At 43.0% G+C, this 3,816-nt stretch carries 5 protein-coding genes, 1 tRNA gene and 1 riboswitch; all 6 genes read right to left on the bottom strand.

The window, feature by feature from the left end; genetic code table 11:
- Window positions 1–51: 51 nt before the first annotated feature.
- The 6 genes from ribB to B2Y23_RS00005 all read right to left on the bottom strand — a co-directional run bounded on the left by ribB (window position 52) and on the right by B2Y23_RS00005 (window position 3,704).
- Window positions 52–711, bottom strand: a complete 660-nt coding sequence (gene ribB / locus B2Y23_RS00030) for a 3,4-dihydroxy-2-butanone-4-phosphate synthase (RefSeq protein WP_291352783.1) — start codon at window positions 709–711, stop codon at window positions 52–54.
- Window positions 712–805: 94 nt separating this feature from the next.
- Window positions 806–968: riboswitch (FMN riboswitch) on the bottom strand.
- 152 nt (window positions 969–1,120) lie between these two features.
- Window positions 1,121–1,501, bottom strand: a complete 381-nt coding sequence (gene panD, locus B2Y23_RS00025; protein ID WP_086176275.1) for an aspartate 1-decarboxylase — start codon at window positions 1,499–1,501, stop codon at window positions 1,121–1,123.
- A gap of 143 nt (window positions 1,502–1,644) precedes the next feature.
- Window positions 1,645–2,226 (bottom strand): aminoacyl-tRNA hydrolase, encoded by a 582-nt coding sequence (gene pth / locus B2Y23_RS00020; RefSeq protein WP_291368272.1) that lies wholly within the window; start codon window positions 2,224–2,226, stop codon window positions 1,645–1,647.
- Window positions 2,227–2,245: 19 nt separating this feature from the next.
- The gene (gene rplY / locus B2Y23_RS00015; RefSeq protein ID WP_291352695.1) at window positions 2,246–2,539 is read right to left on the bottom strand and encodes a 50S ribosomal protein L25; all 294 of its coding nucleotides are present in this window, start codon (window positions 2,537–2,539) and stop codon (window positions 2,246–2,248) included.
- A 100-nt stretch (window positions 2,540–2,639) separates the two neighbouring features.
- Complete coding sequence (locus B2Y23_RS00010; protein ID WP_086176272.1) at window positions 2,640–3,593, bottom strand: ribose-phosphate pyrophosphokinase; 954 nt, start codon at window positions 3,591–3,593, stop codon at window positions 2,640–2,642.
- Window positions 3,594–3,629: 36 nt separating this feature from the next.
- A tRNA-Gln gene (locus B2Y23_RS00005) sits at window positions 3,630–3,704 on the bottom strand.
- Window positions 3,705–3,816: the final 112 nt, after the last annotated feature.

Here is a 3,816-nt window from a genome sequence, read left to right as displayed (position 1 = left end):
AACTTTTGGGGGTCAGATCAGATTGGCTGGGTTTTAAATTTGAGTATTTGATTAAATTTGGTGCTTTAAACGGTATTGCACCAATTCTTCAATGGTAATCACGGTTAAATGATGAGTTTGTGCATAAGATAGCACCTGAATACCGGATGCCATGCTGCCATCAGGATTGGTTAATTCACATAAAACTCCAGCAGGTTTTAAACCGGCTAAACGTGCCAAATCAATGGTACCTTCGGTATGGCCACGACGGGTCAATACACCATCTTCACGGGCACGCAAAGGGAAGACATGACCTGGTCGGTTTAAGTCGCTTGCTACAGCACCATCTTTAATTGCCGCTTTAACTGTAGTAGTACGGTCTTGGGCTGAAACACCGGTAGTTACACCTGTCGCTGCTTCAATGGTCACGGTAAAGGCTGTTTTAAACTGGCTTGAGTTATCAGCTACCATAGGTGAAAGTTTTAAATGATTAGCAAGTTCATCGGTCAGGCATAAGCAGACAATACCTGAACCATCACGAATCATGCGTGCCATGGTTTCTACAGTTAAGGTTTCTGCGGCAACAATCAGGTCGGCTTCATTTTCACGGTCGAAGTCATCCATCACCAGAACAGGTTTGCCTTGGCGTATATCTTCCAGCGCTTGTTGAATGCGCTGCTCGGCAGGAGGAAGGGCAGAAAAGAAAATTTCAGGTTGAATTAAACTGGACATTGAAACGCTCTCGTAAAATAAACATACGGTTGAACATTTCAGGACTGATGTAGAAATGGGGTCGCAGCGATATATCACATATAAATATCCGTTACGTCGTCTTCTTTCATCCGGACTATACCGTCGGCTTTGGTTTTTCACCAAATCTGCGAGCAAACCCTAACAGGTTTACAGGCTCGTGGGCTGATTAAATTATTTAAATCAATAAATATTTAACTTACCACCGGTGGGGAATTACACCCCGCCCTGAAGCGATGTGTAATGAGTATAGACCTGTTTTTCAATGCAGGTAACAACTTTGTATAGCTGAATCAGTCATATGATTAGTCACATGATGAATAACGTAAAATTTAGAAATCCTAGGTATTAAAAAAGCCCGCATAGAGCGAGCTTTTCATATCTTTAAATCTTAAGCCACTTGAACAGGAATACAGTTCGCAGTGTGATTTACCGTATTATTTGGGTTGGCATAAACCAGACGCGGTTTATGTGCATTGGCTTCAGCTTCAGTGAAATCACCAAAGGTTGCAATGATCATCAGATCACCAACATCGGCTTGAAGCGCTGCACCACCATTGACTGAAATGATGCCTGAATTTTCTTCACCACGAATGGCATAAGTGGTAAAACGCTTACCATTAGTCACGTTCCACATATGAATTTCTTCATATTCACGGATACCGGCTAAATCCATTAACACGCCGTCAATTGCACAAGAACCTTCATAATGTAATTCTGCTTGTGTAACGACACAACGGTGAATTTTAGCTTTTAATAAACGAGAAAGCATGGCTAGCGTCTCCTTAGTTGATCTAAGATTTTATCTTAGTTAAATCAAATCACTTCTTACTGGATCAGTAATCCGCAGAAAGCGCATTTTGCTCCGAAAAAAGCAACATGGCAAGAAGGAAAATTCAATTATTTGTAGAATGATCAGTTCGGTTTGTAGGCATTAATTTGATTCATGGCTGGCTGTATGTCACCGTTTACCAGCAATTTAATGCGGGATAAAGCATGTGCAATAGCATCATCCATTAAACCTTGTTCGCTGCTAGGTGCTTTGCTCAGGACATGACCCGATACGCGTTCTTTGGAACCAGGATGACCAATACCAATGCGTAAGCGATGGAAATTAGGGCCGATATGCGGAACGATATCACGTAAACCGTTATGACCACCATGTCCGCCACCTGTTTTTAGGCGAATGACACCGGGATTCATATCCAGCTCATCATGTGCAATCAGCATTGCTTCGGGAGCAACTTGATAGAATTTGGCGAAGGGAACAACACTTTTGCCAGAGGCATTCATAAAGGTTGTAGGTAATAGCAGACGGACGTCTTGACCTTCAATATTACCGCGACCACTGATTCCGTAGAATTTAGGATCGGCTTTGAGAGAGATGCCATATTGTTCTGCAAGGCGTTCAACAAACCAGAAGCCTGCATTATGGCGGGTTTGGGCGTATTCCTTACCAGGATTGCCCAAACCAACAATTAGCGAAAGTTTTGACACTAATTTACACCATTAACACTTATGCGCGTTTAAAGTCGGCGTGCATTGGAGTGTTTTTAGCTGGGTGACGTTGTAAAGCTTGGATTTTAACGCTTTCAACTTTATCGCCAACTTTGATTTCAATAACTTCTTCAAAGAAAGCATTGTTTTCAAGTGCTTTAACAAGTTCACGAAGTTCTAAAGTTACTGCAACAGGCTCACCTGAACCGTAGATGATTGCTGGTACTTTATTTTGAAGACGAAGGCGGCGGCTCGAACCTTTCCCTTGTACTGCTTCTTCACGTGCTGCTGCGTTTAATACGAAGTTTGCCATGATAGACATTCCTAATTTAAGTTTAATTAAGCTGAGTTTTCGACCAGCTCAGCGATAGAAAACCCTGCCTAGGGCAGGGTTTTGAAAATTTAGCGCTATATTATAGATAAGAATCAAACATTGCGCTAATAGATTCTTCGTTGTTAATACGACGAATTGTTTCAGCAACCATACTAGCGACTGAAACTTGGCGAATCTTACCAAGTTCTTGGGCTTCTTGAGAAAGAGGAATAGTATCTGTAACAACAAGTTCGTCGATCACAGAGTTTTTCAAATTCTCAATAGCTTTACCAGAAAGTACTGGGTGAGTTGCATAGGCAACTACACGGCGAGCACCAAATTGTTTCAGTGCATCAGCGGCTTTACACAAAGTTCCAGCAGTATCAACCATGTCATCCACGATCACGCAGTCACGATCTTTCACATCACCAATCAAATGCATCACTTGTGATTCATTGGCTTTTTGACGACGTTTATCGATGATTGCAAGATCGATATCACCCATTTGTTTCGCTACAGCACGTGCACGAACTACACCACCCACGTCTGGAGAAACAACCATAAGGTTATGGTGTTGCTGTTGACGAAGGTCAGCAAGTAATGCAGGAGTACCGTAGATGTTATCTACAGGGATATCGAAGAAACCTTGAATCTGGTCAGCATGAAGGTCGATCATTACTACGCGGTCAATACCCACAGTTGTGAGCATGTCTGCTACAACTTTTGCAGTAATTGGCACACGGCTTGAACGAGGACGACGGTCTTGACGAGCATATCCGAAGTAAGGAATGACAGCAGTAATACGACCTGCACTTGCACGACGTAAAGCATCGGCCATAACAAGGACTTCCATCAGGTTGTCGTTTGTTGGGGCACAAGTAGGCTGTACAACGAATACGTCTTTACCACGAACATTTTCAGTAATTTCGACAGCGATTTCACCGTCAGAAAATTGACCTACAGATGCTGCACCTAAAGGAATGTGCAGGTGGCTTACGACTTTTTGGGCGAATTGTGGATGTGCAGTTCCACTAAAAACGACAAGATTGGGCATGAAGCACCCTTGGCGGTTGGAATGTTTGAAAATAGATGGCAGGGGCGGCTGGATTCGAACCAACGGATGCCGAGATCAAAACCCGGTGCCTTACCACTTGGCGACGCCCCTAATGCGGCAGAACTTTAATATTTTTGCTGTTGTCTGTCAAGGTGAATTAACAAATCAACATGCAAACAATGCTCTGTCTTTTTTGAGAAAAATGGCAGGGGCGGCTGGATTC

Source organism: Acinetobacter sp. UBA5934 (genome assembly GCF_002430855.1).
Classification (GTDB): Bacteria; Pseudomonadota; Gammaproteobacteria; order Pseudomonadales; family Moraxellaceae; genus Acinetobacter.
Note: the sequence above shows the minus strand (reverse complement) of the source record. Positions and strands in the feature narration are given on the sequence as shown.